Genomic DNA, 26,186 nt, shown 5'->3' with positions numbered 1-26,186 from the left:
GGTTATTCCGCCGCCGCGCCGGCGACGTTTTTGCGGGCAGCGTCGACCATCAGCCGTCTTGCCCGGAACACGCCCCACTGCTGGTCGACCAGCACGCCGATGAGGATGACGCCTCCCATCACCGCGAAGTTGAGCGAGGAAGGGATGCCGAGCAGATTGACGAGGTTCTGCAGCTCCTGCAGCAAGACCGTGCCCAGGATGACGCCGATCAGCGAGCCCTCGCCGCCGCGCAGCGAGAAGCCGCCGAGCACCGCTGCCGCGATGGCGTAGAGCTCGTAGAACTGGCCGTGGCTGGCCGGCGAGATCGAGCGCGTGTACATGGCGAAATAGATCGCCGACAGCGCCGTCAGCACGCCGCAGATGACATAGGCGGCCATGACGACGCGGCCGGTGCGGATGCCGGAATATTTGGCCGCCTCCTCGTTCTTGCCGATAGCGTAGAGATAGCGGCCGAACACCGAACGGTGAAGCACCACCCACATGACGATGGCGATGACGATCAGCGCGATGAAGCTGTTGGGCACGCCCCAGCTGCGGCCGGCGGTGAGGAATTCGAGCTCGGGAAAGTTCTGACCGAAGGCGAAGCCGGCGGTGCCGTCGCCGGTGTAGAAGCGGGCGACGCCGCGATAGATCAAAAGGCCGCACAGCGTGACGACAAAGGGTTGCAGCTTGAGCCTGGTGATCAGCCAGCCGTGCACCAGACCGATGATGGCGCCGAGAGCGATGATCAGCACGAAGGCCAGCGGCCAGTCCAGGCCGCGCACGGCGATGAAGTCGATGAACAGTGTTCCCAGCAGCGCGACCACCGAGCCGACCGACAGTTCGATGCCGCCGGTGATGATGACGAAGGCCTGGCCGATCGACAGGATGCCGAACAGGCCGATCAGGTTCGAGGTGTTGGCGAGGTTGATCGGCAACAGGAAGCGGTGATTGATGGCCGTCACGACGGCGCCAACCACCAGGATCAGGATCAGCAGGCCGAGATCTTTCTTGCTCATCGTCTTCTCCCCAATGCCTGCCCGAGCGGGTTGCGCAGTCTTGCGAAACTCGCGGCAAAATTATTTCGGCTGCTTGCCCACCGCCAGCAGCAGCACGTTTTCCTGGCTGAACTGTTCCTTGTCGAGAATACCGGAGATCTGGCCCTCATGCATGACGGCGATGCGGTCGGACACGCCGATCACCTCCTCCATGTCGCTGGAGATCATCAGCACGGCGACGCCGGCATCGGCGAGCGCCCGCATCAGCCCGTAGATTTCCGCCTTGGCGCCGATGTCGATGCCGCGCGTCGGCTCGTCGAGGATCATCACCTTGGGATTCATGGCCAGCCACTTGCCGAGCACGACCTTCTGCTGGTTGCCGCCAGACAGCGTGCCGGTGCGGGTCTGCACCGACGGCGCCTTGATGCCGAGATTGCTCTTCTGCTTCTCGGCGGTGGTGGCCTCCGCGCTTGCCGATACCAGGGAGCGGCGCGCATGCGCCGGCAGGTTGGGCAGCGAAATGTTCTGGGCGATCGAGAGGTCCAGCAGGATGCCGGTCAGCTTGCGGTCCTCGGGCACGAGAAAAATACCGTGCGCGACGGCGTCCGCCGCGGAGCCGAGAACGAGCGGCTTGCCATCGCGCTCGAGCGCGCCGCCAAGGCTGCCGTCGATGCCGAAGAAAACCCGCGCCAGCTCGGTGCGGCCGGAGCCGACAAGCCCGGCAAGGCCGAGGATCTCGCCGCGCCTGACGTCGAGGTCGACCGGCCGGCTGGGATAGGCGGGGGTGCGGATGGCCTTGGCCGACAGGGCAACGGCGCCCGGTGCCCGCGCGGCCTCGGATGCCTTCTCGCGCTCCTTCAGCATGCGGCCGATCATCAGTTTGACCATCTGGTCGTGGTTGATGTCGCGCTTCTGCAGCGTGCCGGCAAGCATGCCGTCGCGCAGCACGATGACGCGGTCGGCGACGCGCTCGACCTCGTGCAGGCGGTGCGAGATGAAGATGACGCTGATGCCGTCGGCCTTCAGCGCCTTGATGACGTCGAGCAGCTTGTCGGTTTCGGCGAGCGGCAGGCTCGATGTCGGCTCGTCGAGGATGACCAGCCGCGCCTTGATCGACAGCGCCTTGGCGATCTCGACCATCTGCTGCTGGGCCAACGACAAAGCGGCGACGGGCGTATCGGCGGAGAAATTGGCGCCGACGCGCTTCAACAGCGGCGCCACCATGGTGCGCAGCCGGGCGCGGTCGACGAGCTTGAGCGGACCGGCGCGCAACGGCTCGCGGCCGAAGAAGATGTTGGCGGCAACGTCGAGATTGTCGAACAGGTTGAGTTCCTGGTGGACGAAGGCAATGCCCGACCCCAGGCTGCCTTCGACCGTCAGGCCCGTGTGGGCGGTGCCGTCGACCGTGATCGTGCCGGTGTCCGGCGTGGTGACGCCGCCGAGGATCTTCATCAATGTCGACTTGCCGGCGCCGTTTTCGCCGACGAGGCCGATGACCTCGCCGGGCCTGACCTCCATGGAGAAACCATCGAGCGCGACGACGCCCGGATAGGTCTTGCGCACGTTCTCGAGGCTGAGGAACGGAGCGGTCACCGATGCAGCAATGGATGTGTCGGAATAGTTCATCATGCCTGACAGCAGTTAGCGGGCCGGCCTCCCCGCAGACTGACGATCCGCGCCCGGTTCGTCAATGCGAGCAGCCGGCCCAAGCGAAGTTGAGCCGGCTGAACTGCCTGTTGTCTCAGTTTCCAGACATCGCCTTCAGATTGGCGGCATAGGCGTCGACGTCATCCTTGCCGATGATCTTGGTCGGGATGATGATGAGGCCGTTGGCCGGGATGCCCGACTTGTCGCCCTTGAGATAGGCGGCCATCAGCTTCATGCCCTGATAGGCCCATTCGAAGGGCTGCTGCACGACGGTCGCGGCAACCGTGCCTTCCTTGACGCCGCCCAGCGTGATCGGATCGTCATCGAAGCCGACAACGGTGATCGAGCCGAGCTTGCCGGCGTCGCGCAGCGCTTCATAGATGCGCGGCGTGTTGTAGGAGTAGAAGCCGACCATGCAGGTGACGTCGGGGCTGGCGACCAGCGCGTCCTCGACGTTCTTCTTGGCGCGTGCCTGGTCGATGTCGTCGCCGCGCACGTCGACCAGCTCGATCTTGGTGCCGGCCAGACCGTCCTTCATGCCCTGGATGCGCTCCTTGGCATTGTCGGCGCCGAGCAGGCCGACGAAGCCGAGGCACTTGCCGCCATTGGGCATCGCCTTCTTGGCGATCTCGGCCGCCTGCTTGCCGGCATCGACGTTGGACGAGCCGATATAGGCGACGCGCTTGGTCTGCGGGGCGTCGCTGTCGGTGGTGAACAGCGCCGTTTCCGAGGCGATCTTGTTGAGACCATCGGTGGAGGTCTTCGGATCGACGGCGGAAACCATGATGCCCTTCACGCCGGCCGTCACCAGATCGTCCATCAGCCGCTGCTGGATGGCGACCGAGGACTGCTCGGGATATTTGAGCTCGAGATTGTAGTCCGGCAGTTCGCCTTGCGCCTTCTTGACGCCGGCTTCGGCGGCCTTCCAGAAATCGGAAGCGCCGTTGACGACGAAGGCCAGGGTCGGCTTGTCGTCGGCGCGCGCGATTGCCGTCGCCGACAGGCCGAGCAGCAGCGCCGCGGCGGCTACGGATGCATTTCGTATCAAGGATTTCATGTTCAACCTCCCTTTTGGCTCAGTCGTTCGACTGACCGATCTTGCACTGACCTGATTTTGCATTTTTGCCGTCTGCGGCCTGGACGCCCTCCTCCTCAAGGGGTTCCCCGGCAACGAAAGAATGGCGTCGTTCCAGCCACGATCATGGACTTTAGAGACTCATCCATCGTTCGTAAATAGTCCGATTTGTCTGACATATCACATGTCCGAGACAGAGCTCGCGGCGGTATGATCCGCTCGCCATCGGGCCATCCATGCACACTTCCATCACGCCTGGACCGATAGGGCCGGGCGTGATGGATTGACGGTACAGCGCATTTTTGTATTAGTAAACAGTATTAGTTCCGGACATATCCGGACGCATCGTTGCGATGCCATCGCGGATTTGCCGACGAACTGCTGCCTTGGCCATACTGAAGCTCGAGCCTTGCGGTCTTTGTGTTCCCGGGGCATCCGGAACCGAATGACAAATGGGCCTTAAGGCTGATAATAGATATAAACGATGGCGGCCACTTTCTATAAGTCGGCGACACCGCACCATCTTGTCGGCCCGGCAGGCTGCCGCTAGACAGGCCGGGGATTGGGGACACGAGTGACATGAGCGAGACCAGGGATACGGACGGTCCGACCCTCGATACGGCTAGGCGCCGCAAGGCGCCGGCCAAGAGCGCCAGGGGTCGCGTTACCATGACCGACATCGCCAGGGCCGCCGGCTGCTCGCAGGCGACCGTTTCCTTCGTGCTCAACAATTCGCCCGGCATCAGGCTGTCGCAGCAGACGCGCGAGCGGGTGATCGAGGCCGCGCGTGCGCTCGGCTATGCGCCGCCGACCTTTTCCGCCCTGCGCGGCCCTGTCCCCGCCTTCGAGGGATCCGCCTTCGAAGGGCTTGACGGGGTGATCGGCTTCGTCGTCGACCAGCTCGCCACCAGCCCCGAGGCGGTGGTCGCCATCGAGGGCGCGCGCCAGGCCTCGTGGAATGCCGGCAACGTGCTCTTGGTGGCGCAGACCATGGGCGACGCCGTCATGGAGCCGCGCGCCATCGCGGCGCTGACCAAGCGGGGCATTTCGGCGCTGATCTACATGACCATCTTCACCCGCGAGATCACGGCGCCCGACTATCTCTACGGCCTCGACATCCCGGTGATCCTGCTCAACTGCTACACATCGGACTACGCCTTTCCCGCCGTGGTGCCGAGCGAGATCGCCGGCGGCCAGAGCTCAACCCGCCACCTGATCAGCCACGGCCACCGCCGCATCGCGACCATCACCGGCGAGCCCTGGATGCAGGCGGCACAGGACCGGCTGAAGGGCTACCGCCGGGCGCTCGCCACCGCCGACATCCCGTTCGATCCCGAACTTGTGGTCGAGGGCGACTGGTCGGCCAGCGCCGGCTATGCCGCGACCGTCAAGCTCTTGGCGCTGAAGGACCGCCCGACCGCGATCTTCTGCCAGAACGACCGCACCGCGATCGGCTGCTACGAAGCGCTGAAGGAAGCCGGCCTGCACATCCCGCAGGACATTTCCGTCGTCGGCTACGACGACGAGGAAATCGCCCGGCATCTGTTTCCGCCGCTGACAACCTCGATCCTGCCGCACATGGCGATGGGCCAATGGGCGATCGAGCAGCTCGAGGCGCCGGCACCGCCTGGACGGGGGCGCTATCCGATCACCAAGCTGGAGTGCCCGCTGGTGGAGCGGGAGTCAGTTAGGGCGGTGGCTAGCTAACGCAAATTGACTGTTTGTGCCCTTCCCGAGAGATGGGTGACAGTTCATTCCGGATAGATGGGTTACACTTTTGGCCCTTTGCAAGGAGAGCAAGGTGCCTTGGAAGGAGTGTAACGTGATGGACGAGCGGCTGAAGTTTGTCGCCCGGCTGCTGGACGGCGAGAAGATGGCCGTGCTTTGCCGGGAGTTCGATATCTCGCGCAAGACCGGCTACAAGATCCTCACCCGCTACAACGACAGCGGCCTGGAAGGGCTGACGGACCGGTCGCGCCGACCCTACCGCCACGCCAATCAGCTTCCGTTTCAAATCGAGAAGCTGATTGTGCGCCTGAAGCAGGACAAGCCGAACTGGGGCGCGCCGAAGATACGCGAGCGGCTGGCCCGGCTGTATCCCGATGTGCACAGGCCTGCGATCTCGACGGTGCATGCGGTGCTCGACCGGTACGGGATGGTCGAGCATCGCAAGCGGCGGCGCAACCGGGCGACGGGAACACCACTTTCAAAGGGCTGTCGCCCCAATGATCTGTGGTGCGCCGATTACAAGGGTGAGTTCATGCTCGCCGATCGGCGCTATTGCTATCCGCTGACCATAACCGACTTTGCCAGCCGCTATCTGATCGCCTGCGAGGCGCTCTCGACCACCAAGGAAGCCTATGCCTTCACCGTGTTCGAGAGCGTATTCAAGGAGTTCGGCCTGCCGAGCGCGATCAGGACCGACAATGGCGTGCCCTTCGCAAGCCCTAACGCTCTGTTCAATCTCAGCAAGCTGTCGGTCTGGTGGCTGCGCCTGGGCATCGACATCGAGCGCATCAAGCCGGGCTGTCCGCAGCAGAACGGGCGCCATGAGCGCATGCATCTCACCTTGAAGAAGGAGACCACCAAACCGGCAGGCGCCAACTTTCTTCAGCAGCAGGCCAGGTTCGATGACTTCATCGACGAGTTCAACTCAGAACGCCCGCATCAGGCGCTCGACATGGCCTGCCCGGCAGAGCGTTACGCACCCTCAACGCGACCCTATGCCGGCCTGCCCGATCTCGATTATCCGTTTCACGACAAGGCCGTCACCGTCACCACCTGCGGCCGCATCTGCTACAATCGCAAGAAGATCAACCTCAGCCTCGTCTTCGCCGGCCAGACCGTCGGCATCAAACAGGTCGAGGACCACATCTGGTTGGCCAGCTTCATGGATTATGATTTGGGATATTTCGATGACGAGACATGCAGGCTCGAACCACTCCAAAACCCCTTCGGGCCAAAAGTGTTACCCATGTCTCCGCTATAAACCGTAACCCATGTGTCCAGAATGGACCTTTGGAGGTTGGCGCACCCGACAGGATTCGAACCTGTGACCTCTGCCTTCGGAGGGCAGCGCTCTATCCAGCTGAGCTACGGGTGCTTCCCGGCGATCCGGAAAACGAACCAGCCGGTGAACCGGCAAGTCACGGCTTCTTAGCCGAAGCCGGGGCGGGCTTCAACGGGCAATTGGAGATTGGCGGCGCGTGCACAACCTACTGCCCCGCCTCGCTCCGCACCGTCCGCCGCCGGCGTGGCGCGCGCTTGGGCTTCTTGGCGCCGGTCAGTTCGTGCATGGCGTCGAGTTGCATCTGCTGCATTTCGGCCAGCCGCGTCCATTGGCGCGAGATGAGGTAGTCGAGCTTTTCGTGCAAATGGCGCACTTCCAGCTCGGCCTTGAGGTTGACCCGGTAGTCGTTGAAGGAGCGCAGGCGGTCCTTGGTCTCCTGGCGCTTCTGGCTCATCATGATGATCGGCGCCTGGATGGCGGCAATGCACGAGAGCAGCAGGTTGAGCAGGATGAAGGGATAGGGATCGAAGGCGGCGCGCATGCCGGCGATCAGGTTGATGCCTATCCACACCAGAAGCACGCTTCCGAACGAAATCAGGAACCACCAGCTGCCGCCAAAGGCCGCCATGTTGTCAGAGACGCGGTCGGCGAAGGTCCTGTGCTCCTCGAACTCCTCCTCCGAGTTTTCGGAAATGGTGTCCTGCCTGGCGATGCTTTCGACCACCTGCCGGTCGAGCTCGGAGAATTCGCCATGCTCCTGCTGCAGCAACTCCTCCATGTAGCGCATGCGGTAGCGGCCGAGCTCGGCGCGGCTGATGCGGGCGCCGGCCGGCAGGTCCGGGTGATCGGCGCGGATGCGGTCGGCGAGGCTCGGGCGCAGATTGTCGATGCGCACCAGATCGCGCTTGCGGAATTTCCGGCCCGATATCGCCGACGGTTTCTTCTTGGGCTTGCCGCGTGACGCGCCTGGACTGGCCGGCTCCGAGTCCGGCACGTCGGGCGTTTCGAGCTGCTCGTCCGAATTCTGATCCGCGTCGTGCTCCCCGATGGTGGGCGCCTCGAAATATTCGCCGCCACTGTCGTTCTGACTGTCCGCCGCTTGCTGCTCGGGCGCCTTGGGGATGGTGCTCATGGTGCGGGCTCCTGCTGTCGCGCTGCGAAGGACGATAAGCAGAGGTGGCGGCGCATAGCCAGCGCGACAGCGGATTTCGCATACCGGGACAAGCAATTTTGATCAATCGGAGGGGCGATGCTCTGGCTGCTGTGGCCGCTGGCCTTAGCGGGCTCATTGCGTGGACAATCAGAGACATTCAAGATTAGCCGAAGCCTCCCTGCTGCCCCCCTATTGCTGCTCGGCGAACATCAGCCTTGTCTTGGTGTCGGCAACCGTCGGCGACAGGCTGCGCTGGATCAGCGCCTCGACATGGTCGTTGCGCTGGCGCGCGCTGTCGGCACCCATCACCACCACGATCAGCTGGTGGCCGTCGGCGTTGTAGGAGGTGACGATGTTGAAACCGGAGGCCCTGATGTAGCCGGTCTTGATGCCGTCGACGCCGCGCACCCGGCCGAGCATGTCGTTGTGGCCGCGCACCAGCCTGCCGCGGAACATGAAGTCGCTTTCGGAGAAATAGTGGAACTGCTGCGGGAAGCGCGAATGCAGCGCCATGCCGAGCACCGCCATGTCGCGCGCCGTGGTCATCTGGCCGTCGTCGGGCAGGCCCGACGCATTGCGGAAGGTGGTGCTGGTCATGCCGATCTGGCGCGCCTTGGCGGTCATCATGGCGGCGAACTGATCCTCCGAGCCGCCGAGATATTCGCCGATCGCCACGGCAACGTCATTGGCCGATTTGACGACGATGGCGCGGATCGCCGAATCGACATCGATGGTCTCGCCGCGCCGGAAGCGCATCTTGGTCGGCGGCTGCGAGGCGGCATGGTCCGAAACCGGGATCTGCGTCTGCTTGGTGACGCGGCCGCTCTCCAGCGCCTCGAACAGGAGATAGAGCGTCATCATCTTGGTCAGCGACGCCGGATAGCGCTGCGCCGTCGAGTTGACCTCGAACAGCTGCTTGCCGGTCTTGGCGTCGACGACGATCGCGGCATATTTCTGCGGCGCCGCCGGCACCGCCAGCACCGCATCCGGCGGCGTCGTGGTGGTGCAGGCGGCAAGCAGCAGCAACAGGCCGAGGGCCGCGACAAATCTCTGGATGAGCGGAAGGGGACGCGGGTTGGACAAGGGCAAGTCTGTTCTGGCGATGCTGTTGCTGAGATGAGGCGAAGCTAACTTAACGCGCTCGATGCGTCCATTTGGTTAATGTCGGTCTCAGGGCAATTCCCCTGGGTTTTGAACTGGCCGCAACGGATTTGTCGTTACCTCCCAGCATTGGCGCTGCCCCTCACCCTTACCCTCTCCCCGTGAGAACGGGGAGAGGGGGTCGCCAGCGTTGGAGCAAGTCCCTTCTCCCGTACCTCACGGGGAGAAGGTGCCGGCAGGCGGATGAGGGGCGGCGCCGGCTTCGGATGTTGCCGCACACCCCGCCCCGAAATCGCCTGTTTCCTGTCCTTCTTGCCAAAGCCGCGTTTCCCGTGGGAAGGGGCGCGGCATTGGCTGGCTTGGGGGACTGGGGAATGGCGGACATCGGGGTTGGCGGCGCTGCGCCGTCGCTTATCAAGGCATCACTCAGCCGCACCGGCAAATGGGCCGGCGGCGTCGCTTTCGTCAGCGGTGCCGTTTCCGACGTGCTCAATCCGCTGGCGCCTTTTGCCGCTTATATCGCGCTGGTCGCCTCGGTGGCGGCGGTCATCATCGCCATTGCAATCGTGCTCAGGCTGGTGCTGGCGGCCAAGGCGCTGCCGGCGCTGGTGTTCGCCACCAGTGCGGCGGCTGTTGCCGGCGGCGTCTATGCCGTGCAGAAAGAGACCAATTCGCAGAACGGGGTGATCTCCAGCCTGGTGCCAGCGGTGGCCGGGCTACAGCAGTCGATGGGCATCGTCTCCGCCAAGGTGGCAAGGATCGAGCAGACGGTCACGCAAACGCAGAAGACGGTCGAACAGGTCAAGCAGTCGACCGACACGGTGGCGAAGAAGACCGACGAGATCGCATCCACCCAGCAGCAGCAGACGCAGCAGGGGGCCGAGACGCAAAAGACCGTCGAGGCGGTCAAGCAGACCACCGAGACGCTGGCCGCCGGCCAGGCTCAGCAGCAGGCGCAGACCAAGAAGCTTCAGGCGACGACCGAGCAGATCGCGGCCTCGATCGACACCATCGCCAAGGGTTTTGCCGCCCTTGCCGCGCAGGGCGGGGCCATCGCCGAGCCGAAGCGGCCGGACGAGTTCTACCACAATGCCCGCGTCTACGAATTATCGGGCGACATGCTCAATGCGCGGCGCTCCTATCTCGCCTTCGCCGGCTTCGATGTCGACGCCATCGACCCCTATACGCGCTTTGCCACGCTGCTTCGGGTGCAGGACGGCAAGACCGGCGCTCGCGAGGTGTTCGGTGCGCTCGCCGACAAGGGCAAGGCGCTGTCGATCAAGCTGGTGCACATCCTGCAGTTCGACGACGCCCAGCGCCTCGACAAGCTCAACGCCTTCATCGCTGCCAATGCGGATTTCGCGCCTGGCTATTTCCTTTTGGCGCAGGAGTTTTCCGAAGACCGCCTCGGCGCCCAGACGCTGGCCGACAAGCGCAACGAGGCCAGGGCGCTGACCAAGTTCGTTTCCTATGAAAAGGACGGCGGGCTGCTCAAATATTTCGTCGACCAGACCCAGCTCGCCGACTGGCTGGACCGCAGCCGCAGCCGGCTGGCCGCGCTTGGCGACGTGCTCGATCCCGCCCGCTTCGTGCCGTCGCTGACGCCGATGCGCTCCAACCAGGGCTGGTCGATGACGATCTCGCTGCCGGAGCCGGCGACCGGTATTTCCTGGCGCATGGGCGATAGCGGGCCGTTCACCGACACCGGCTTCCTGGCGATGAACGACCAGGCGACGGGCAAGCCGATGCCCAATCCGAGTTTCGAGTTGCCCGACAGCACGCAGGCCGGCACCATCGCCATCAAATATCTCGACATCAGGGGCCGCGAGACCGGCCCGTTCGACATCCGCTTCGACCCTGAGACTGCCCTTCAGCAAGGCAACAAGCAGATCCTCGACCAGTTCTGGACATCGTGGATCGCCTTCGATGCCAGCGGCAATCATGGGCTGGTCTATTTCACCCAGATGCTGTCCTACCGCTGCGCCATCAAGGAGGTGCACTACAGCCTGAACGGCGCGGCACTCGACAAGGAGATCAAGATGCCGGCTTGCGACAAGAAGGACCCCTACGCCATCCCTTACGACTACCAGCCCTACTTCAAGGTCGCCGACAGCGTGAAATCGATGTCGGTGCAAGTCACCTACACCGACGGGACAAGATCGCCGGTACGGGAATACAAGCGGCAATAATGGTTCGAGCTGGCTTCTCATCCTTCCCGACGTCTGCGCTGCCCCTCACCTGCCTGCCGGCATCCTCTCCCCGTATAGTGACGGGGAGAGGGGCGCATCAACGATTTCGCCAATCACCCGCGTTGCAGGTAAAGCACCGGCGGCACCGCTGCCTCCCTTCTCCCCGTCACTATACGGGGAGAAGGTGCCGGCAGGCGGATGAGGGGCAGCGCCCACCCTCGACGGTTGGTCTTCCACACTGCGTTTCCCGCTCCACATGATGCAAAATGCCCATTGTGATGCTTGCGCAATCCACGCCGAAAGGGTTCTGTCTGCGCCTCAGAATCGGTGAGAGCGCAATGACCATCAGCACGATCAAGGCAAAAGGCATTTCGGTTTCGGTTGACCTCACGGTCGGCCATCTCGCCGACATGGTCATCGACAGGGACGGGCGCCAGCTCAAGCCGCTGCATCGCGCGCCGTGGGTCGACGCACCCGAGACGTTGCCGAAAGACCTGCCGCAAGGCACCGTTCGCCTGTCCGGTGACTTCCTCTGCGCGCCGTTTTCGCGCAGCGATGTCGAGGACGCGCCGCTGCATGGCTGGCCGGCCAACAGCGCCTGGGATGTGGTCGACAGCGCCGCGACGGAAGATGGCTGGCGGGCCGTGTTCCGGCTGCGGCACACGGTGATGGGCGCCAGCGTCGACAAGATCCTCACTTTGCGCGACGACCATCCCTTTCTCTATCAGGAGCATGTGTTTTCCGGTGGCCATGGCGCCATTTCCGTCGCGCACCATCCGATGACGGCGATGACGAAAGGCGGCAAACTCGCCTTCTCGCCGAAGCGATTTGCCGCCACGCTGGACGACCCGCTGGAGCCGGATCCCGCACGCGGCCGCTTCATGCTGGCCTATCCGGCGAGCTCCGCCGATCTCAGCCGTTTTCCCGCCGCCGGCGGCGGCACGCTCGACCTGACCGAGTACCGCATGGACGATCGGCGCGAGGATTTCGTCACCTTGGTCGAGGCCGATCATGGCGGGCCGGGCTGGACCGCACTGGCGCGCCATGCCGAAGAGGACCTGGTGCTGGTGCTGAAGAACCCGGCCGAACTGCCGATCACCATGCTGTGGCTCAGCAATGGCGGCCGCGACTACGTGCCCTGGAGCGGCCGCCACCGCGGCGTGCTCGGCATCGAGGACGGCCGCGCCGCCGTCGGCCATGCCGCCTCGATCGGCGACAACTGGCTGAAGCGCGAAGGGGTGGCGACCGCGTTTGCGCTGGGTCGCGGCGTTTCCTTTCGCCATGTTATCGGCGCCATGCCCTTGTCCGGCGGCGAGCCGCCGCAGGCGGTCACGACGGCAAACGGCCGCATGCGACTGGCGGCCGGCGGCTGGACCCGGGAGGTTCCCTTCGACAGCGATTTCCTGCGCATCGGCCAGCCAGCGGCCTCATAGGCGGGATTGCGCGATCGCAGGGTTTGAAATTTCCGCCAATAGCCGCCAAGATGTGGCCGAAATCATCATGCGGAACTTGGTGGATTTGAAGCTCCGCCAGAGAGGCTCTCATGTCCGAAATCGCCCATCTCGCCGCCACCATCTTCAAGCGTGCCGGCAAGGCACAACGCTTCATCGTCGCGATCGCCGGCCCTCCGGGAGCGGGCAAGTCGACGCTGTCGGCAAGCCTGCGCGATCTGCTGCCCGAGGGTGCCGTGGAAGTCGTGCCCATGGACGGCTTCCACTATGACGACGTGGTGCTCGACCGGCGTGGCCTGCGCGCACGAAAGGGCGCGCCGGAAACCTTCGATTTCGCCGGCTTCGAGGCGCTGCTGAAGCGCATCCGCGCCGGCGAACCCGATATCGCCATACCGGTCTTCGACCGGAGCATGGAATTGTCGCGCGCCGCCGCCGCGATCATCGGCGCGGAGACCAAGTTCATCCTGGTCGAAGGCAACTACCTGCTGCTCGACGAGGAGCCGTGGTCGCGGCTGGCGCCGCTGTTCGATTTCTCGATCTTCGTCGACGTACCGCGCGCCGAACTCGAGCGCCGCCTGCTCGAGCGCTGGCACGGCCATGGCCGGTCCGACGCCGATGCGCGGGCCTGGATCGCCTCCAACGACATGCCCAACATCGACCGCGTGCTTGCCCGCCGCCGGGCCGCCGACCTCGTGGTCGGCGATTCCGCTTGATTCTACGGATTCTTCAGGGGGAACCTTAAGACTTTCAGGCCGTTATCGCCAACGAGGCACTTCCGCCAAAAAAGGATTCCGTCCGATGGCACAAAAGGCAAGAAAGCCCGCGCCCGCCAAGGGCAAGGCAACCCAATCGAAGGCCGGCGCCGGCCCGGCTATCGCCGAGCGTTCCAAGGATGCGGCAAAACCAACTTTCGGCAAGGCGGCGCCCAGAAAAGTGGTGCCGGGCGCAGCGAAGGCCACCGCCAAGGCCGCAAAGCCGAAGAAGCCGGCAAACGCCAACGACTCGTTGACGGGCAGCGCCATGCGCACGGCCAGGGCGACGGCCAACGTAGCGGCTGGCGCCGTCGTCATCGCCGCTAGGGGCGCTGCATCGCTTGCGGCTTCCGTCATGGGCAAGGGCGGTTCGAAAGCCAAGGCAAAGGCCAAGTAGCCGGAACCGCGTTTTCCGGCGACCTACACCTCAGCCCCTCGCCGGAATCGTGAGACCCTTCTGCACCGCCGGTCGCGCCAGGCCGCGTTCCAGCCACGCCGCCAGATTGGCGAAATCATCGAAGCCGACGAGTTCGCGCGCTTCGTAGAAGCCGATCAGGTTGCGCACCCAGCCGAGCAGGGAGATATCGGCGATGGTGTAGTCATTGCCCATGATCCACTTGCGACCCTTCAGCCTGTCGTCGAGCACGCCGAGCAGCCGTCGCGATTCATCGCGATAGCGCTCCAGCGGGCGCTTGTCGGCGATCTCACGCCCGGCGAATTTGTGGAAAAAGCCGAGCTGGCCGAACATCGGTCCGACCGAGGCCATCTGGAAGAACACCCACTGGATCGTCTCGTAGCGCCGCGCCGCGTCCGCCGGGATCAGCAGGCCGGTCTTTTCGGCGAGGTAGAGCAGGATGGCGCCGGATTCGAACAGGCCGATCGGCTTGCCGTCCGGGCCATTCGGATCGATGATCGCCGGTATCTTGCCGTTGGGATTGAGCGACAGGAATTCCGGTGTCCAGGTTTCATTCTTGCTGATGGCGATCAGATGCGGCTCGTAGGGCAGGCCGAGTTCCTCCAGGGCAATCGATATCTTCACGCCGTTCGGCGTTGTTGCCGAGTAGAGCTGGATCTGGTCAGGATGCTTGGCCGGCCAGCGTGTTGCGATCGGAAAGGCGGACAAGTCAGCCATGGAAAACTCCTGAATGGGGGGTGCGCCGAAAGGCGCGGTTTGGCGGGGGCGGCCAAGGATTAGGCGCGCGACAGGGCATGATCAATATGGCGGCGACAGCTTCGCCGTGCACGGACAGTCAACGGAACGGACGGTCCGGAATCAGACCGCCTTGAACGCCAGCACCGCATTGGTGCCGCCGAAAGCGAAGCCATTGCTGATCGCCGCGCGCACCTTGCGCTCGCGTGCCACGTTCGGGGTGACATCGAGGTCGCAATCGGGGTCGACCTCGCGAAAATTGGCCGTTGGCGGCACGATGCCCTCGCGGATCGCCATGACACAGGCGATCATCTCCAGCGCTCCCGATGCGCCAAGGCAGTGGGCATGCATCGATTTGGTCGATGACACCGACAGTCTGTAGGCGGCGTCGCCAAAGACGCGCTTGATCGCCGCCGTCTCGATCTGGTCGTTGGCCTTGGTGCCGGTGCCGTGGGCATTGAGATAGTCGACATCCTCGGGATTGAGCCCGGCGTCGGCCAGGCAGGCGCGCATGGCGGCCGTTGGCCCTTCGATGGTCGGCGCGACGATGTCGGAAGCGTCGGCGGAAAGGCCGGCACCAGCAATTTCGGCAAGAATGGTGGCACCGCGCGCCATGGCGTGCTCGTAGGTTTCCAGCACCGCCATGCCGGCGCCTTCGCCAAGCGACAGGCCCTGGCGGTCGGCGGAGAATGGCCGGCACGTATCCGGGGCCAGCACCCGCAGCGCTTCCCAGCCTTTCAGGATACCCCAGACCAGCGGTGCATCGGTGCCGCCGGCGACCATCACATCGGCGCGGCCAAGCCTGATCTGGTCGACCGCCGAGGCGATGGCGTGGTTGGACGACGAGCAGGCCGACGTGACACCGAAGACCGGACCGCGCAGACCGAGATTGATGCTGACCTGGCCGGAGGCCGCACTCGGCATCACCTTCGGCACGGTGAAGATGCCGGCGCGATTCCTGCCCTCGATCAGAATGGCGCGATAGTTCTCCTCGATCGCTTCCCAGCCGCAGACGCCGACGCCGACGATGGTGCCCATCCGATAGGTCGTGGCTTCATCCGCAACCAGGCCAGACTGCCGCAACGCCTCTCTGGCCGCGATCACCGCCAGCAGGCTGAAGCGGTCCATCGACACCAATTGCTTGCGATCTATGCCGTGATCAGGAAGCGTCTTGATTTCGCAGCCGACCTTGACCTTGAGATCATGCAGCTGCGGACTGCTGATCGCGCCGATGGCCGAGCGGCCGGCACGCATTTCGTTCCAGATCGCGGGTGCGTTGGTGCCAAGCCCGCAAATACCGCCCATGCCGGTGATGACGACGCGCTTATGCATTCAGTTCAAGCTTTTTTCGCGATCAGCGCGCGAACAGCTTCGACCATGTCGCCGACATTCTTCAGATTGCTCCAGGCATCGACCGTGTTCATCTCGATCTCGATGCCATATTCTTCCTCGAGATCAAAGATGATCTCCGTCAGCTCCAACGAATGGATACCAAGCGCTGTCAATTCGGTATTGGTGGTGATTTCCTCGCCGCCCGGCTCGGCATGAGCCTTGATCTTCGCGATGATATCCATTGCCAGCTGGTCGGCCATTCGGTTTCTTCCCCACTTTGTCGCGTTTCCCGACGCCAATTGAACAGCGCCCCTTGTTCTCCCGGTATCAAGCCGTCGTCGTCGCTCTATACCCCCGCCAAGCGCTGCATGACCGTACCAAGGTGGTTCCCTCTATAGAAACCAAAACGTTGTCAAGCAACAAGCTATATATCGACAAAGCCGCCGTAGTGCTTAACGTGCAGGCATGGATACGATCGAACATGGCGGGATTTCGACGCTGCCGGCCCAGCGCGCGGCGGGCGTGGCGCGGCTTTCCTGTGGTGTTGGCGGCGGTCGCACGCGCCTGCTGCGCCTCTATCAGGACGGCGCCGCCAAGATAAGGATGCCGACCGTCGCGGCCGATCCGCTCGAAGCGGTGCTGATCAATACCGCCGGCGGAATGACCGGCGGCGACCGTCTCGGCTGGCAGGTGGATGTCGGCCCCGGCGCCTCGGCGTCGGTAACGACCCAGGCCTGCGAAAAGATCTATCGCGCGGCGTCCGACCGTGCCGAGGTGCGGGTCAGATTGTCGGTCGGCGAAGCCGGCCGCATCGCCTGGCTGCCGCAGGAAACCATCGTCTTCGACCGGGCGGCATTTGCCCGTACGCTCGATGTCGAGCTTGCCGCCAACGCCGAGGCGCTGGTGCTGGAGGCCACGGTGTTCGGCCGCCTAGCCATGGGGGAGCGGGCGGCGCAGGGTAATTTCCACGACCGCTGGCGTGTTCGCCAGGATGGCTCCCTCATCCATGCCGAGGATTTCCGCATCGGGCCCGATATCGCTGCCATGCTCGGCCGCCCGGCGATTGCCGCTGGTGCGATCGCGATGGCGACGCTGCTGCTGGTGTCGCCGCGGGCCGATGCCCTGCTCGATCCGGTTCTGGAGATCGTCGGCGACCAGGGCAGCGCCAGTGTCTGGAGCGTGAGGAAATCTGGCAAGCTTCTTGCGAGGCTTTACGCTGACGACGGCTACCAGCTCCGCCAGCGGCTGGTTCCACTCGTCGAACTGCTCAACGGAAGGGCGGGCCTGCCCAAATTATGGTCACTGTGATCTTGTCTATGCCAGTCCGGGAAAACACATGAACCTGACGCCGAGGGAAAAGGACAAGCTGCTGATCGCCATGGCGGCGATCGTGGCGCGCAAGCGGCTCGAACGCGGCGTCAAGCTCAATCACCCGGAAGCGATCGCGCTGATCACCGACTTCGTCGTCGAGGGCGCCCGCGACGGCCGACCGGTCGCCGAACTGATGGAGGCCGGCGCCCATGTCGTCACCCGCGCGCAAGTGATGGAAGGCATCGCCGAGATGATCCATGACGTGCAGGTGGAAGCGACGTTCCCCGACGGCACCAAGCTGGTGACCGTGCACGAACCCATCCGGTGAGGTGAGAGATGCTTGAACTGCGCCCCAACTGCGAATGCTGCGACAAGGACCTGCCGCCGGAGGCGGCGGATGCGGTGATCTGCACCTTCGAATGCACCTTTTGCGCCGATTGCGCCGAAAACGTGCTGGACGGCGTCTGCCCCAATTGCGGTGGTAATTTTTCAGCCCGGCCGATCCGCCCGGCTGCGATGCTGAAAAAGTATCCGGCTTCGACCAAACGCGTTCTCAAGGCCGAAGGCTGCGGCCCGGCCCGCAAGGCCGCGTGAGCACCACGACACTTCAAACGGAAGGCAAATCGATGATGTCAGCCAAACGCCTGTGCCTCTCGGCGATCCTGCTGCTGGCCGCGGCCATGCCGGCCTATGCCCATGTCGGCGGCGGCACGACCTCCTCCTTCACGGCCGGCTTCATGCATCCGCTCTCCGGCCTCGACCATATGACTGTCATGATCGCGGTCGGTCTGTGGGCGGCGCTCAAGGGCGGCAAGGCAATCTGGGCATGGCCGGCGGCTTTTGTCGGCGTCATGCTGGCCGGCGGCACGCTCGGCATGCTGCATATGCCGCTGCCCTTCGTCGAACCGGCCATCCTGGCCTCGGTCGTGGCGCTCGGGCTGCTGGTGGCGCTGGCGGTCGATCTGCCGATTTCGGCCGGCGCCGCCATCATCGGCCTGTTCGCCCTGTTCCACGGCCATGCCCATGGCACCGAAGTGCCGGAAAACGCCGGCGGGCTTGAATACATGGCCGGCTTTGCCATTGCCACCGCGTTCCTGCACGCCATCGGCATCGCCGCATGCATTGGCCTCGGCATCAGGTTCCGTGGCTTGGCCCGCGCCGCGGGTGCGGCCTGCGCGGCGGTCGGTGCCGGTCTCGCCTTCGGCGTTCTGTGAGGGGCGCGATGATCCCGGGCGAAGTCATCACCGCAAGCGGCGACATCGAGCTGAACAAGGGCCTGCCGACCCTCACCATGAAAGTGGCCAACAGCGGCGACCGGCCGATCCAGGTCGGCAGCCACTACCATTTCTTCGAGACCAATGAAGGGCTGAAGTTCGACCGCGATCGTGCCAGGGGCATGCGCCTCGACATTGCCGCCGGCACGGCCATGCGCTTCGAGCCAGGCCAAGAGCGTGACGTGACGCTGGTGCCGCTCGGCGGCAAGCGCGAGGTCTACGGTTTTCAGCAGAAGGTGATGGGGAAGCTGTGAGATCGATGGCGTCTTATGCGCGTCGCCCAAAAGTGTCGAGCGGTGTTAGGGCACCGACATGCATAAAAACAAGTGGCGCTTTCGACTCAGTTCGACGGCTTTGCCGCGGCGTAGATGATGATCTTTCCTGGATCGTCGAATTCGACGGCGAGAACATCCTCGGCAAGCAGGCGCCGCGACTCGATGGCGTTGAACAGCAGGGCGTTGGCCTCGATCTCTTTGCGCAGTTCAGCAATGTCGTCCTGATGCTGCTTGAGCTTGCTCTCGATAACCGGCGGCGGGCCGCCTGCGCTGCGCGCGGCGTCGGTGAGGAACACGATATCGACCTTGTCGAGCTTGGACGTCTTGCGCACGGTGCCGATGTTCTCACGCGTCCGCTCTATCGCTGTGTTGACGTTCCCAGCTTCGGCGTTGGCCTTGGCCTCTTCCTGCCTGACCTCCGAGCCGATGATACGGTTGACGGTCTCCGGGCTTTCAAGGCCCTGCGCATTCAGCGCGGCGTGGGGGAGGAGGCTCACTGCCAGAAACGCAGTCGCCGCAATGGCATGCAGCCATCGGGCGTCGGGCAAGGTGGTGGTGGTGGTGGACATCGCTCGCTTTCGAGATTTGTTTCGGCACTCAGGAAGCGAAACGACTCCGGCCCTGCCACGGTTCCCTTGCCGATGCGGCCGGCGGGCCGCAATTTGGCCCGCCGCGCCGCGTCATCAGCTTGCCTTCTTGGTGATCAGGGTCAGCGCGCCGTTGGGCTGCATGCTGGCCGCGATCACTTGCGCCGAGGTAAGCCCCTTGGCTTCGAGCGCCGACTTGACCTCGGGCGTGGAGTCGATCGAACTGCGCAGTTTCTGCAGGCCGGCGTCGCCACGCTTGGCGATCACCTGGTTGACCTGCGTCTGCGTGGCTTCGGGCAGTTCCTTGATGTCGACGATGTTGACGCTCTGGATCGTCGGCGCGGGCGCCGGCGCACCGGGTGCCGCTGGCGTGGGCGCGGCGGGCGTTTGAGCCGGCGTGGGCTGTTGCTGGGCACTGGCGGCGCTCGCCAGCATCAGGCTGGCCGCCGCGAGAAGTATCATCTTGCGCATGGATTTTCCTTTCCATCGATTGACAAACGGTCGTTTTGGGGTGGCCGGCCTACCTCAACCGGGAAATGGGATCAGAAGGTGTCGCCCAGCGGGTCATTGCATGACCATAGGATGGCGACGCCATGGAGTTCGGCTGCGGCCAGAGCGTATTTCGGGAGCAATTGCTGATGGCTAGAATCAACCGCGCCGCCTACGCGCAGATGTATGGTCCGACTGTCGGCGACAGGGTGCGGCTCGCCGACACCGAGCTGTTCATCGAGGTCGAGAAGGATTTCACCATCCATGGCGAGGAGGTGAAGTTCGGCGGCGGCAAGGTCATCCGCGACGGCATGGGCCAGAGCCAGGTGTCGCGGGCACAGGGCGCCGTCGACACCGTCATCACCAACGCGCTGGTGGTCGATGCCAGCGCCGGCATCTTCAAGGCCGATATCGGCCTGAGCGACGGCCGCATCGCCGCCATCGGCAAGGCCGGCAATCCGGACACGCAGAATGGTGTCACCATCATCATCGGCCCCGGCACCGAGATCATCGCCGGCGAAGGCAAGATCCTGACCGCCGGCGGCTTCGACGCGCACATCCATTTCATCTGCCCGCAGCAGATCGAGGAAGCGCTGATGAGCGGCATCACCACCATGCTGGGCGGCGGCACCGGCCCGGCGCACGGCACGCTGGCAACGACCTGCACGCCGGGGCCGTGGCACATGGCCCGCATGATCCAGTCGTTCGACGCCTTTCCGATGAATATCGGCCTGTCGGGCAAGGGCAATGCGTCGCTGCCCGCAGCGCTCGAGGAAATGGTGCTGGGCGGTGCCTGTTCGCTCAAGCTGCACGAGGACTGGGGCACGACGCCGGCGGCGATCGACTGCTGCCTGTCGGTCGCCGACGACTACGACGTGCAAGTGATGATCCACACCGACACGCTGAATGAATCCGGCTTTGTCGAGAACACGGTGGCGGCGATCAAGGGCCGCACCATCCACGCCTTCCACACCGAAGGCGCCGGTGGCGGCCACGCGCCCGACATCATCAAGGTCTGCGGCCTGCCCAACGTCATCCCGTCCTCGACCAATCCGACAAGGCCCTACACGGTCAACACGCTGGCCGAGCATCTCGACATGCTGATGGTCTGCCATCACCTGTCGCCGTCGATCCCCGAGGACATCGCCTTTGCCGAAAGCCGCATCCGCAAGGAGACCATCGCGGCGGAAGACATCCTGCACGACATCGGCGCGTTCTCGATCATCTCCTCGGACAGCCAGGCCATGGGCCGCGTCGGCGAAGTGGCGATCCGTACCTGGCAGACCGCCGACAAGATGAAGCGCCAGCGCGGCTCGCTGCCGCAGGAAACCGGCAACAACGACAATTTCCGCGTCCGCCGCTACATCGCCAAATACACGATCAATCCGGCGATCGCGCACGGGCTGTCGAAGGACATCGGCTCGATCGCGGTCGGAAAGCGCGCCGACCTGGTGCTGTGGAACCCGGCCTTCTTCGGCGTCAAGCCGGACATGGTGCTGATCGGCGGCATGATCGCCGCCGCCCCGATGGGCGACCCCAACGCCTCGATCCCGACGCCGCAGCCAATGCACTACCGGCCGATGTTCGGCGCCTATGGCAAGGCAAGGACCAACTCGTCGGTGACTTTCGTCTCGAAAGCCGCGCTCGAGTCAGGTCTGCATGGCAGGCTCGGCGTCGACAAGCAGTTCGTCGCCGTGGAAAACACCCGTGGCGGCATCGGCAAGCATTCGATGGTGCTCAACGACGCCACGCCGCATATCGAGGTCGATCCCGAGACCTACGAGGTCCGCGCCGACGGCGAACTGCTGACCTGCGAGCCGGCAACCGTGCTGCCGATGGCGCAACGATACTTTCTGTTTTGACGCGAAATGGGGATCGGGCCGACCGGTGCAAAATCCGTTGCGGCTGGTGACCGGACGCCGCAATATGCGGCTCAATGAACCGCATGACTAGCCATGGCCACCGAAATCGCCTCTGCCCACGACGTCTTCCCGCATATCCGCATCGTCATGGGCATGGTGATCGGGCTCGGCGTCACCCGCCTTTTGTCGGGACTGGCGCGCATCGTCCAGCATCCCGGCCAGTACAAGCTCTATCCCGTGCATCTGGCCTGGGTCGCCTCGGTGCTTTTGATGCTAGTGCATTTCTGGTGGTGGGAGTTCGGCCTCTACGCCATCGAGACCTGGACCTTCGGCAAGTACCTGTTCATCATCTTCTACGCGATCACGCTGTTCCTGCTCTGCGCGCTGCTGTTTCCGGATTCCATGCTGGACTACACCAGCTACGAGGATTTCTTCTACTCGCGCCGGGGCTGGTTCTTCGGCCTTTTGGCAGCGACCTATCTGCTCGACGTCATCGATACGCTCCTGAAGGGGCCGGAGCATTTCGCCCGCTTCGGCAACGAGTACCTGTTCCGCACGCCGGTCTTCGTCGTGCTCTGTATCGTCGCGATCCTGGTGCGCGACCGCCGCTTCCACATCGCCTTTGTCGCGGCCGCGCTCGTCTATCAGATATCGTTCATCCTGCGGCTCTTCGACACGATCGTTTGAGCGGCGTTGGGTGGACCGCTGGTATGGTCTAGGCTTCTGAGAAAGCAGGGTTCAACAATGTACAAGGCCGTCGGATCGCGTGGGTCCCGGGTCAGCCGCGTTCTCTGGATGCTCGAGGAACTCGGGCAGCCCTATGAATTCGTCGAGGTCAAATTGCGTTCGCCGGAAGCCTATGCGTTGAACCCGTCGGGCAAGGTGCCGATCCTGATCGATGGCGACCTTACGGTAACGGATTCGGCGGCGATCTGCGTCTATCTGGCCGACAAGCACGCGGAGATGGGAATGGGTGCAAACCAGGGCGTTGCCGGCCGCGCCGAGATGGATTCCTGGATGCATTTTGCCCAATCGGAATTCGAAGCGCCGCTGTGGAACAAATTGCGCCACCGGTTCCTGCTGCCGAAGGATGTGCGGGTCGATGTCGGCCCCGCCGCGGCTCACGACTTTGCCACGGAGGTCAAGGCACTGGACCGCCGGCTTGGCGACAAGCCCTTTGCGCTGGGCGACCGGTTTTCCGCCGTCGACGTGTTGCTCGGCGACATGGGCGGCTGGGCTCGCGCGGGAAAATTCCCGATCGAGTCCGAGCGCGTCAACGGCTATTTCGACCGGGTGCTGGCGCGGCCCGCGCGGGCGCGGGCGCAGGCCAATGGAGGCTCCCTGAAATGAAGCTCAATCTCAACACCGACTTCACCAAATTCCCGCGTGCTGTCTCGGTGCTGCCTGCCGGCGGCGCCGGAACCACCGCGCCATCCGGTCGTGCCGTTCTCGCCCATGACGAGCGACATCTGCGCCGCCGGGCCATCGAACTTGCCGACGGCAGCAAGGTGCTGGTCGACCTGCCCGCGCCTGTCGCGTTGAACGATGGCGACCGTCTGGTGCTGGAGGATGGTCGCCATATCGAGATCATCGCGGCACCGGAAGATGTCTATGACATCCGCGCCCGCGATGCCGTGCATCTGAGCGAGCTCGCCTGGCATATCGGCAACCGCCATCTCGCGGCAAGCATCGAGGCCGGGCGCATCCTCATCCTGCGCGACCATGTCATCAAGGCGATGCTGGAGGGGCTGGGCGCCACGGTGCGCGACGTGTCCGAACCGTTCAAGCCGGTGCGCGGCGCCTATTCCGGCGGGCACGATCACGGCCATGGTCATGCAGAGGCGCATGCACACAGCCACGCCGAAGCGCACAGCCATGGCCATGGCGAAGCGCACTCCCATTCGCACAGCCACGCCGGCCACCACCACGACCATGACTGACCAGCCTTCCAACATCGCGCTCTTGCGGCTAATGGCGTGGCTGTCGCCGGCCTTTCCGGTCGGAGGCTTTTCCTACAGCCACGGTCTCGAGCGCGCGGTGCACGACGGGCTGGTTGCCGATGCCGGCAGCCTCGCCGGCTGGCTGGAAACGCTGGTCGAGATGGGCTCGGGCTGGAACGATGCCGTGCTGTTCGCCGAGAGCTGGCGCCGTGCGCGCCACGCCGGGGATATCGACGAGATTGCCGCGCTGGCCGAGGCTCTGGCCGGCTCGCGCGAACGTCATACCGAGACCATGCTGCAGGGCGCCGCCTTCCTGAAAGCAGCGTCGGCCTGGCCCAACCCCGTGCTGGAACGCCTGCCGGCCGAATGCGCCTATTGTGTCGCCGTCGGCGCCGTTGCCGGCTGCAATGGCATCGCGCTTCAGGACGCGCTGTCCGCCTTCCTGCAAGCCTTTTTCTCCAATCTCGTCCAGGCCGCGATCAGGCTCGGCGTCGTCGGCCAGAGCGCCGCCACCGCGTTGCTTGCCGGCTTCGAGCCTTTGGCCTTGGCGACCGCTGCCCGCGCTGTCCGTTCGTCGATAGACGATCTGGGCGGCTGCGCCTTCGTCTCCGATGTCATGGCGATGAAGCACGAAACCCAGTATTCGCGATTGTTCCGCTCATGATCGTCCTTGCCTTCGCGCTGTCCTTTGTTCTGCTGCTGATCACCGCGCTGCATGTCTACTGGGGCATTGGTGGCATCTGGCCGGGCAAGGATGCGGCATCCTGCGCCCATGCCGTCGTCGGCTTTCGCGGCGTCGATGACATGCCGACGCCGTTCGCCAGTTTCGCCGTTGCCGCGTGCCTCGGCCTGGCAACGCTCTGGCCGCTGGCGCTCATCGGCTTCTTCGCCTCGCCCTTTCCCAAGGAAGGCCTTGCTGCCACAGCGCTGCTCATCGGCCTGGTTTTCCTGGGACGCGGCATCGCCGGCTTCACGCCCTGGTGGCGGCGACTGGCGCCGGAGCAGCCTTTCGCGCGGCTGGATGTTCGTTACTATTCGCCGCTCTGCCTGCTGATCGGGCTCGGCTTTGCCATCCTCGCCATCACGGAGTTTCCCGCATGACACAGAAAAATGGCCCGTTGCGCGTCGGCATTGGCGGTCCGGTCGGTTCGGGCAAGACGACACTGACCGAAAAACTGTGCAAGGCGCTGCGCGACGAATTCTCGATCGCCGTCGTCACCAACGACATCTACACCAAGGAAGACGCCATGATGCTGGCCCGGCTGCAGGCGCTGCCCGAGGATCGCATCATGGGTGTCGAGACCGGCGGCTGCCCGCACACCGCCATCCGCGAGGATGCCTCCATCAACCTGCAGGCGATCGCCGAGATGAATCGGAAATTTCCGGATCTCGACATCGTCTTCATCGAATCCGGCGGCGACAACCTCGCCGCCACCTTCTCGCCGGACCTTGCCGACCTGACGCTCTATGTCATCTCGGTCTGCCAGGGCGAGGAGATCCCACGCAAAGGCGGGCCGGCGATCACGCGCTCCGATTTCCTCATCATCAACAAGAGCGATCTTGCGCCCTATGTGAACGTCAACCTCGAAATCATGGAGAGCGACGCCGGCCGCATGCGCGGCAAGCGGCCGTTCGGTTTCACCGATCTGTCGCGCGGCAAGGGGCTGCAGGAGGTCATCGATTTCATCGTCGAGCATGGCGGCTTGCGTGCCGGCACCACTGCCAGCACGGCAGCCTGACAGACAGCAGCTTCTCTCCTGCACCAACCAAAATCCGTTGCGGGCGGACGTAGGTCGCGGCATTCTTGCTGAAATCGGAGATTTCAAGATGAGCATTGCCCGCCTGCAGAAAGAAACGCTGACCAATCTGCCTTTCTACGAAGAGCGAGTCGATCTCGCCTGCGCCTTTCGCTGGACGGCGCGGCTCAACATGCACGAGGCGGTGGCCAACCATTTTTCGCTGGCCATCAATGATGACGGCACGCAGTTCCTGATGAATCCCAACCAGGTGCATTTCTCGCGCATCAAGGCGAGCGACCTGCTGCTGATCGATGCCAACGATCCCGATACGCTCTCTGGCCCGAACGCGCCCGACCCGACGGCGTGGGGCCTGCACGGCGCAATCCATCGCAATGTGCGGCACGCGCGCTGCGTCATGCATGTCCATTCGATCCATGCCACGGTGCTGGCGTCGCTCGCCGACTCTCGCCTGCCGCCGGTCGACCAGAATTCGGCGATGTTCTTCAATCGCCATGTCGTCGACGGCCACTATGGCGGACTGGCCTTCGAGGAAGAGGGCGAACGCTGCTCGCAACTGCTCGTCGATCCCAAGGTCAAGGTCATGGTGATGGGCAATCACGGCGTGCTGGTCATCGGCGACACGGTCGCCGATGCCTTCAACCGCATGTTCTATTTCGAGCGCGCCGCCGAGACCTATATCAAGGCGCTGTGGACTGGCCGACCGTTGCGCGTGCTCTCGGACGCGATCGCGGAGAAGGCGGCGAGCGAAATGGATGACTATCCCGGCCAGGCCGAACGCCATCTCAGCGAGTTGAAGGCGATCCTCGACGAGCAGGAACCGGCCTACCGGAACTGAGCCTTCTGGAAACTAG

The 26,186-nt window shown here is 64.1% G+C and carries 29 protein-coding genes and 1 tRNA gene; 19 read left to right on the top strand and 11 right to left on the bottom strand.

What is annotated here, in order from left to right; all coding sequences use genetic code 11:
• Positions 1 to 2 precede the first annotated feature (2 nt).
• The 3 genes from BLS48_RS25975 to BLS48_RS25965 form a co-directional block, all read right to left on the bottom strand.
• Entirely contained in the window at positions 3 to 998 is a 996-nt protein-coding gene (locus BLS48_RS25975; protein ID WP_091584071.1) for an ABC transporter permease, read from the bottom strand.
• Between the two features lie 60 nt (positions 999 to 1,058).
• Complete coding sequence (locus tag BLS48_RS25970; protein WP_425284747.1) at positions 1,059 to 2,606, bottom strand: sugar ABC transporter ATP-binding protein; 1,548 nt, start codon at positions 2,604 to 2,606, stop codon at positions 1,059 to 1,061.
• 112 nt (positions 2,607 to 2,718) lie between these two features.
• Positions 2,719 to 3,681: a sugar-binding protein gene (locus BLS48_RS25965; protein WP_091584278.1), complete on the bottom strand. Its 963-nt coding sequence runs from the start codon at positions 3,679 to 3,681 to the stop codon at positions 2,719 to 2,721.
• A 597-nt stretch (positions 3,682 to 4,278) separates the two neighbouring features.
• On the opposite strand from BLS48_RS25965, the gene BLS48_RS25960 reads away from it, so the two are divergent.
• Together BLS48_RS25960 and BLS48_RS25955 are read left to right on the top strand one after the other, a co-directional pair.
• On the top strand, positions 4,279 to 5,406 hold the full coding sequence (locus BLS48_RS25960; RefSeq protein WP_167365250.1) for a LacI family DNA-binding transcriptional regulator: 1,128 nt from the start codon (positions 4,279 to 4,281) through the stop codon (positions 5,404 to 5,406).
• A 94-nt stretch (positions 5,407 to 5,500) separates the two neighbouring features.
• Positions 5,501 to 6,688: a helix-turn-helix domain-containing protein gene (locus tag BLS48_RS25955; RefSeq protein WP_425284746.1), complete on the top strand. Its 1,188-nt coding sequence runs from the start codon at positions 5,501 to 5,503 to the stop codon at positions 6,686 to 6,688.
• Positions 6,689 to 6,725: 37 nt separating this feature from the next.
• On the opposite strand, the gene BLS48_RS25950 is transcribed toward BLS48_RS25955, so the two are convergent.
• The 3 genes from BLS48_RS25950 to BLS48_RS25940 form a co-directional block, all read right to left on the bottom strand.
• A tRNA-Arg gene (locus BLS48_RS25950) sits at positions 6,726 to 6,802 on the bottom strand.
• A 112-nt stretch (positions 6,803 to 6,914) separates the two neighbouring features.
• On the bottom strand, positions 6,915 to 7,841 hold the full coding sequence (locus BLS48_RS25945) for a DUF1003 domain-containing protein (protein WP_091584066.1): 927 nt from the start codon (positions 7,839 to 7,841) through the stop codon (positions 6,915 to 6,917).
• A gap of 210 nt (positions 7,842 to 8,051) precedes the next feature.
• On the bottom strand, positions 8,052 to 8,945 hold the full coding sequence (locus tag BLS48_RS25940) for a D-alanyl-D-alanine carboxypeptidase family protein (RefSeq protein ID WP_091584064.1): 894 nt from the start codon (positions 8,943 to 8,945) through the stop codon (positions 8,052 to 8,054).
• 392 nt (positions 8,946 to 9,337) lie between these two features.
• On the opposite strand from BLS48_RS25940, the gene BLS48_RS25935 reads away from it, so the two are divergent.
• From BLS48_RS25935 to BLS48_RS25915, 4 genes are all read left to right on the top strand, one after another.
• Positions 9,338 to 11,152 carry a methyl-accepting chemotaxis protein gene (locus BLS48_RS25935; protein WP_091584061.1) on the top strand — a complete coding sequence of 605 codons (1,815 nt, stop codon included), beginning with the start codon at positions 9,338 to 9,340 and terminating at the stop codon, positions 11,150 to 11,152.
• Positions 11,153 to 11,490: 338 nt separating this feature from the next.
• The gene (locus BLS48_RS25925) at positions 11,491 to 12,585 is read left to right on the top strand and encodes a hypothetical protein (protein WP_091584272.1); all 1,095 of its coding nucleotides are present in this window, start codon (positions 11,491 to 11,493) and stop codon (positions 12,583 to 12,585) included.
• Between the two features lie 110 nt (positions 12,586 to 12,695).
• The gene (locus BLS48_RS25920) at positions 12,696 to 13,316 is read left to right on the top strand and encodes a nucleoside triphosphate hydrolase (protein ID WP_091584058.1); all 621 of its coding nucleotides are present in this window, start codon (positions 12,696 to 12,698) and stop codon (positions 13,314 to 13,316) included.
• A gap of 85 nt (positions 13,317 to 13,401) precedes the next feature.
• Positions 13,402 to 13,752 carry a hypothetical protein gene (locus BLS48_RS25915; RefSeq protein WP_091584056.1) on the top strand — a complete coding sequence of 117 codons (351 nt, stop codon included), beginning with the start codon at positions 13,402 to 13,404 and terminating at the stop codon, positions 13,750 to 13,752.
• A gap of 30 nt (positions 13,753 to 13,782) precedes the next feature.
• Here the strand turns inward: BLS48_RS25915 and BLS48_RS25910 are convergent, their stop codons facing one another.
• From BLS48_RS25910 to BLS48_RS25900, 3 genes are all read right to left on the bottom strand, one after another.
• Complete coding sequence (locus BLS48_RS25910; RefSeq protein WP_091584053.1) at positions 13,783 to 14,487, bottom strand: glutathione S-transferase family protein; 705 nt, start codon at positions 14,485 to 14,487, stop codon at positions 13,783 to 13,785.
• Positions 14,488 to 14,628: 141 nt separating this feature from the next.
• The gene (locus BLS48_RS25905) at positions 14,629 to 15,837 is read right to left on the bottom strand and encodes a beta-ketoacyl-[acyl-carrier-protein] synthase family protein (protein WP_091584051.1); all 1,209 of its coding nucleotides are present in this window, start codon (positions 15,835 to 15,837) and stop codon (positions 14,629 to 14,631) included.
• A 5-nt stretch (positions 15,838 to 15,842) separates the two neighbouring features.
• On the bottom strand, positions 15,843 to 16,097 hold the full coding sequence (locus BLS48_RS25900; protein ID WP_091584048.1) for an acyl carrier protein: 255 nt from the start codon (positions 16,095 to 16,097) through the stop codon (positions 15,843 to 15,845).
• Positions 16,098 to 16,302: 205 nt separating this feature from the next.
• Between BLS48_RS25900 and BLS48_RS25895 the strand changes: the two genes are divergently transcribed.
• The 5 genes from BLS48_RS25895 to BLS48_RS25875 are packed head-to-tail and all read left to right on the top strand — an operon-like array spanning position 16,303 to position 18,676.
• Positions 16,303 to 17,145, top strand: coding sequence for an urease accessory protein UreD (locus BLS48_RS25895; protein ID WP_091584045.1), 843 nt, complete (start codon positions 16,303 to 16,305; stop codon positions 17,143 to 17,145).
• 28 nt (positions 17,146 to 17,173) lie between these two features.
• Positions 17,174 to 17,476: an urease subunit gamma gene (locus BLS48_RS25890; protein ID WP_023693076.1), complete on the top strand. Its 303-nt coding sequence runs from the start codon at positions 17,174 to 17,176 to the stop codon at positions 17,474 to 17,476.
• An 8-nt stretch (positions 17,477 to 17,484) separates the two neighbouring features.
• On the top strand, positions 17,485 to 17,742 hold the full coding sequence (locus BLS48_RS25885) for a DUF1272 domain-containing protein (RefSeq protein ID WP_091584042.1): 258 nt from the start codon (positions 17,485 to 17,487) through the stop codon (positions 17,740 to 17,742).
• Between the two features lie 32 nt (positions 17,743 to 17,774).
• Positions 17,775 to 18,362, top strand: coding sequence for a HupE/UreJ family protein (locus BLS48_RS25880; RefSeq protein WP_091584040.1), 588 nt, complete (start codon positions 17,775 to 17,777; stop codon positions 18,360 to 18,362).
• An 8-nt stretch (positions 18,363 to 18,370) separates the two neighbouring features.
• Positions 18,371 to 18,676, top strand: a complete 306-nt coding sequence (locus BLS48_RS25875) for an urease subunit beta (protein WP_091584037.1) — start codon at positions 18,371 to 18,373, stop codon at positions 18,674 to 18,676.
• A gap of 86 nt (positions 18,677 to 18,762) precedes the next feature.
• On the opposite strand, the gene BLS48_RS25870 is transcribed toward BLS48_RS25875, so the two are convergent.
• Both BLS48_RS25870 and BLS48_RS25865 read right to left on the bottom strand, forming a co-directional pair.
• Positions 18,763 to 19,266, bottom strand: a complete 504-nt coding sequence (locus BLS48_RS25870) for a hypothetical protein (protein WP_091584035.1) — start codon at positions 19,264 to 19,266, stop codon at positions 18,763 to 18,765.
• A gap of 114 nt (positions 19,267 to 19,380) precedes the next feature.
• On the bottom strand, positions 19,381 to 19,755 hold the full coding sequence (locus BLS48_RS25865) for a hypothetical protein (RefSeq protein WP_091584032.1): 375 nt from the start codon (positions 19,753 to 19,755) through the stop codon (positions 19,381 to 19,383).
• A 167-nt stretch (positions 19,756 to 19,922) separates the two neighbouring features.
• On the opposite strand from BLS48_RS25865, the gene ureC reads away from it, so the two are divergent.
• The 8 genes from ureC (at position 19,923) to BLS48_RS25825 (ending at position 26,170) form a co-directional block, all read left to right on the top strand.
• Entirely contained in the window at positions 19,923 to 21,635 is a 1,713-nt protein-coding gene (gene ureC, locus BLS48_RS25860; RefSeq protein ID WP_091584029.1) for an urease subunit alpha, read from the top strand.
• A 93-nt stretch (positions 21,636 to 21,728) separates the two neighbouring features.
• Positions 21,729 to 22,322 carry a hypothetical protein gene (locus tag BLS48_RS25855; RefSeq protein WP_091584027.1) on the top strand — a complete coding sequence of 198 codons (594 nt, stop codon included), beginning with the start codon at positions 21,729 to 21,731 and terminating at the stop codon, positions 22,320 to 22,322.
• 57 nt (positions 22,323 to 22,379) lie between these two features.
• Positions 22,380 to 22,985 (top strand): glutathione S-transferase family protein, encoded by a 606-nt coding sequence (locus tag BLS48_RS25850; protein WP_091584024.1) that lies wholly within the window; start codon positions 22,380 to 22,382, stop codon positions 22,983 to 22,985.
• Complete coding sequence (gene ureE, locus BLS48_RS25845; RefSeq protein ID WP_091584021.1) at positions 22,982 to 23,575, top strand: urease accessory protein UreE; 594 nt, start codon at positions 22,982 to 22,984, stop codon at positions 23,573 to 23,575. Before BLS48_RS25850 ends, ureE begins: the two co-directional genes overlap by 4 nt.
• Positions 23,568 to 24,239: an urease accessory protein UreF gene (locus tag BLS48_RS25840; RefSeq protein ID WP_167365249.1), complete on the top strand. Its 672-nt coding sequence runs from the start codon at positions 23,568 to 23,570 to the stop codon at positions 24,237 to 24,239. Before ureE ends, BLS48_RS25840 begins: the two co-directional genes overlap by 8 nt.
• On the top strand, positions 24,236 to 24,676 hold the full coding sequence (locus BLS48_RS25835; RefSeq protein WP_091584016.1) for a DUF3995 domain-containing protein: 441 nt from the start codon (positions 24,236 to 24,238) through the stop codon (positions 24,674 to 24,676). The genes BLS48_RS25840 and BLS48_RS25835 overlap by 4 nt, the downstream gene beginning before the upstream one ends.
• Positions 24,673 to 25,314, top strand: coding sequence for an urease accessory protein UreG (gene ureG / locus BLS48_RS25830; protein ID WP_091584014.1), 642 nt, complete (start codon positions 24,673 to 24,675; stop codon positions 25,312 to 25,314). The genes BLS48_RS25835 and ureG overlap by 4 nt, the downstream gene beginning before the upstream one ends.
• Before the next feature lie 88 nt (positions 25,315 to 25,402).
• A complete protein-coding gene (locus BLS48_RS25825; protein WP_091584011.1) occupies positions 25,403 to 26,170 on the top strand; it encodes a class II aldolase and adducin N-terminal domain-containing protein in 768 nt (255 codons plus the stop codon).
• Positions 26,171 to 26,186: the final 16 nt, after the last annotated feature.

Source organism: Mesorhizobium qingshengii (genome assembly GCF_900103325.1).
In the GTDB taxonomy this organism is placed as follows: Bacteria; Pseudomonadota; Alphaproteobacteria; order Rhizobiales; family Rhizobiaceae; genus Mesorhizobium; species Mesorhizobium qingshengii.
Note: the sequence above shows the minus strand (reverse complement) of the source record. Positions and strands in the feature narration are given on the sequence as shown.

What these genes read in the sequence shown, in the direction of transcription:
- BLS48_RS25975 (WP_091584071.1), bottom strand. Translation starts at nt 998, where the DNA reads ATGAGCAAGAAAGATCTCGGCCTGCTGATCCTGATCCTGGTGGTTGGC.
- BLS48_RS25970 (WP_425284747.1), bottom strand. Translation starts at nt 2,606, where the DNA reads ATGATGAACTATTCCGACACATCCATTGCTGCATCGGTGACCGCTCCG.
- BLS48_RS25965 (WP_091584278.1), bottom strand. Translation starts at nt 3,681, where the DNA reads ATGAAATCCTTGATACGAAATGCATCCGTAGCCGCCGCGGCGCTGCTG.
- BLS48_RS25960 (WP_167365250.1), top strand. Translation starts at nt 4,279, where the DNA reads ATGAGCGAGACCAGGGATACGGACGGTCCGACCCTCGATACGGCTAGG.
- BLS48_RS25945 (WP_091584066.1), bottom strand. Translation starts at nt 7,841, where the DNA reads ATGAGCACCATCCCCAAGGCGCCCGAGCAGCAAGCGGCGGACAGTCAG.
- BLS48_RS25935 (WP_091584061.1), top strand. Translation starts at nt 9,338, where the DNA reads ATGGCGGACATCGGGGTTGGCGGCGCTGCGCCGTCGCTTATCAAGGCA.
- BLS48_RS25925 (WP_091584272.1), top strand. Translation starts at nt 11,491, where the DNA reads ATGACCATCAGCACGATCAAGGCAAAAGGCATTTCGGTTTCGGTTGAC.
- BLS48_RS25920 (WP_091584058.1), top strand. Translation starts at nt 12,696, where the DNA reads ATGTCCGAAATCGCCCATCTCGCCGCCACCATCTTCAAGCGTGCCGGC.
- BLS48_RS25915 (WP_091584056.1), top strand. Translation starts at nt 13,402, where the DNA reads ATGGCACAAAAGGCAAGAAAGCCCGCGCCCGCCAAGGGCAAGGCAACC.
- BLS48_RS25910 (WP_091584053.1), bottom strand. Translation starts at nt 14,487, where the DNA reads ATGGCTGACTTGTCCGCCTTTCCGATCGCAACACGCTGGCCGGCCAAG.
- BLS48_RS25905 (WP_091584051.1), bottom strand. Translation starts at nt 15,837, where the DNA reads ATGCATAAGCGCGTCGTCATCACCGGCATGGGCGGTATTTGCGGGCTT.
- BLS48_RS25900 (WP_091584048.1), bottom strand. Translation starts at nt 16,097, where the DNA reads ATGGCCGACCAGCTGGCAATGGATATCATCGCGAAGATCAAGGCTCAT.
- BLS48_RS25895 (WP_091584045.1), top strand. Translation starts at nt 16,303, where the DNA reads ATGGATACGATCGAACATGGCGGGATTTCGACGCTGCCGGCCCAGCGC.
- BLS48_RS25890 (WP_023693076.1), top strand. Translation starts at nt 17,174, where the DNA reads ATGAACCTGACGCCGAGGGAAAAGGACAAGCTGCTGATCGCCATGGCG.
- BLS48_RS25885 (WP_091584042.1), top strand. Translation starts at nt 17,485, where the DNA reads ATGCTTGAACTGCGCCCCAACTGCGAATGCTGCGACAAGGACCTGCCG.
- BLS48_RS25880 (WP_091584040.1), top strand. Translation starts at nt 17,775, where the DNA reads ATGATGTCAGCCAAACGCCTGTGCCTCTCGGCGATCCTGCTGCTGGCC.
- BLS48_RS25875 (WP_091584037.1), top strand. Translation starts at nt 18,371, where the DNA reads ATGATCCCGGGCGAAGTCATCACCGCAAGCGGCGACATCGAGCTGAAC.
- BLS48_RS25870 (WP_091584035.1), bottom strand. Translation starts at nt 19,266, where the DNA reads ATGTCCACCACCACCACCACCTTGCCCGACGCCCGATGGCTGCATGCC.
- BLS48_RS25865 (WP_091584032.1), bottom strand. Translation starts at nt 19,755, where the DNA reads ATGCGCAAGATGATACTTCTCGCGGCGGCCAGCCTGATGCTGGCGAGC.
- ureC (WP_091584029.1), top strand. Translation starts at nt 19,923, where the DNA reads ATGGCTAGAATCAACCGCGCCGCCTACGCGCAGATGTATGGTCCGACT.
- BLS48_RS25855 (WP_091584027.1), top strand. Translation starts at nt 21,729, where the DNA reads ATGGCCACCGAAATCGCCTCTGCCCACGACGTCTTCCCGCATATCCGC.
- BLS48_RS25850 (WP_091584024.1), top strand. Translation starts at nt 22,380, where the DNA reads ATGTACAAGGCCGTCGGATCGCGTGGGTCCCGGGTCAGCCGCGTTCTC.
- ureE (WP_091584021.1), top strand. Translation starts at nt 22,982, where the DNA reads ATGAAGCTCAATCTCAACACCGACTTCACCAAATTCCCGCGTGCTGTC.
- BLS48_RS25840 (WP_167365249.1), top strand. Translation starts at nt 23,568, where the DNA reads ATGACTGACCAGCCTTCCAACATCGCGCTCTTGCGGCTAATGGCGTGG.
- BLS48_RS25835 (WP_091584016.1), top strand. Translation starts at nt 24,236, where the DNA reads ATGATCGTCCTTGCCTTCGCGCTGTCCTTTGTTCTGCTGCTGATCACC.
- ureG (WP_091584014.1), top strand. Translation starts at nt 24,673, where the DNA reads ATGACACAGAAAAATGGCCCGTTGCGCGTCGGCATTGGCGGTCCGGTC.
- BLS48_RS25825 (WP_091584011.1), top strand. Translation starts at nt 25,403, where the DNA reads ATGAGCATTGCCCGCCTGCAGAAAGAAACGCTGACCAATCTGCCTTTC.